This is a genomic window from Nonomuraea basaltis, assembly GCF_005893125.1.
GTDB lineage: Bacteria > Actinomycetota > Actinomycetes > Streptosporangiales > Streptosporangiaceae > Nonomuraea > Nonomuraea basaltis.
The window spans coordinates 1-1,637 of record NZ_VCJS01000526.1; the positions used below are offsets into that span (position 1 = coordinate 1).

General features: G+C 55.8%; 1 rRNA gene. It reads right to left on the minus strand.

Features of this window, described 5'->3' with window-relative positions:
* Positions 1-1,587, minus strand: a 23S ribosomal RNA gene (locus EJK15_RS74015); the annotation flags it as partial.
* Between the last annotated feature and the right edge of the window lie 50 nt (positions 1,588-1,637).

Consider the following 1,637-nt stretch of genomic DNA (forward strand, 5'->3'; position numbering starts at 1 on the left):
GCCTCACCCCTAGTCCCGAAGGACATCAGAGGACTTAAGGACTCTTAGCATCACGAGGTTCGATATGGGCGCATTGAAGCGGGTACGGGAATATCAACCCGTTGTCCATCGACTACGCCTGTCGGCCTCGCCTTAGGTCCCGACTTACCCTGGGCGGATTAGCCTGCCCCAGGAACCCTTGGTCATTCGGCGCGAGGGTTTCTCACCCTCGATTCGCTACTCATGCCTGCATTCTCACTCGCACAGCCTCCACAACTAGATCACTCTGCTGCTTCACCGGCTGCACGACGCTCCCCTACCCATCCAGTACAAGACTGAATGCCACGACTTCGGCGGTGTACTTGAGCCCCGCTACATTGTCGGCGCGGAATCACTTGACCAGTGAGCTATTACGCACTCTTTCAAGGGTGGCTGCTTCTAAGCCAACCTCCTGGTTGTCTCTGCGACTCCACATCCTTTCCCACTTAGCACACGCTTAGGGGCCTTAGTCGGTGATCTGGGCTGTTTCCCTCTCGACTACGAACCTTATCGCCCGCAGTCTCACTGCCACGCTCTCACTTACCGGCATTCGGAGTTTGGCTGACGTCAGTAACCTTGTCGGGCCCATTAGCCATCCAGTGCTCTACCTCCGGCAAGAAACACGTGACGCTGCACCTAAATGCATTTCGGGGAGAACCAGCTATCACGGAGTTTGATTGGCCTTTCACCCCTACACACAGGTCATCCCCCAGGTTTTCAACCCTGGTGGGTTCGGTCCTCCACCCAGTCTTACCTGAGCTTCAACCTGCCCATGCGTAGATCACTCCGCTTCGGGTCTACAGCATGCGACTCAAACGCCCTATTCAGACTCGCTTTCGCTACGGCTCCCCCACACGGGTTAACCTCGCCACACACCATAACTCGCAGGCTCATTCTTCAAAAGGCACGCAGTCACATCACAAGCAGGGCGAACCCCGCTTAAGCTCCTACGGCTTGTAGGCACACGGTTTCAGGTACTATTTCACAACCCCTCACCGGGGCACTTTTCACCTTTCCCTCACGGTACTCGTGCACTATCGGTCATCAGGGAGTATTTAGGCTTACCAGGTGGTCCTGGCAGATTCACACAGGATTTCTCGGGCCCCGTGCTACTTGGGATCCCCTCAAGAAGCCCTCAAGATTTCGTCTACCCGGCTCTCACGGTCTACGGCAGCCCTTCCCAGAGCTTTCAACTACCTCAAAGGTTTATCACTGTCCGAAGCATCGGCAGAAACCACCAGAGGGTCCCACGACCCCGGACATGCAACGCCTGCCGGCTATCACACACGCCCGGTTTAGCCTCATCCGCTTTCGCTCACCACTACTCACGGAATCACTCTTGTTTTCTCTTCCTACGGGTACTGAGATGTTTCACTTCCCCGCGTTACCACCAACCGCCCTATACATTCAGGCGGAGGCAACACCACATGACTGGTGCTAGGTTTCCCCATTCGGACATCCCCGGATCAACGTCTGGTTGGCGACTCCCCGAGGCTTAACGCAGCCTCCCACGTCCTTCATCGGCTCCTGATGCCAAGGCATCCACCGTGTGCCCTAAAAAACTTGGCCACAAAGATGCTCGCGTCCACTATGCAAATCTCAAACAACAAACAGCAACC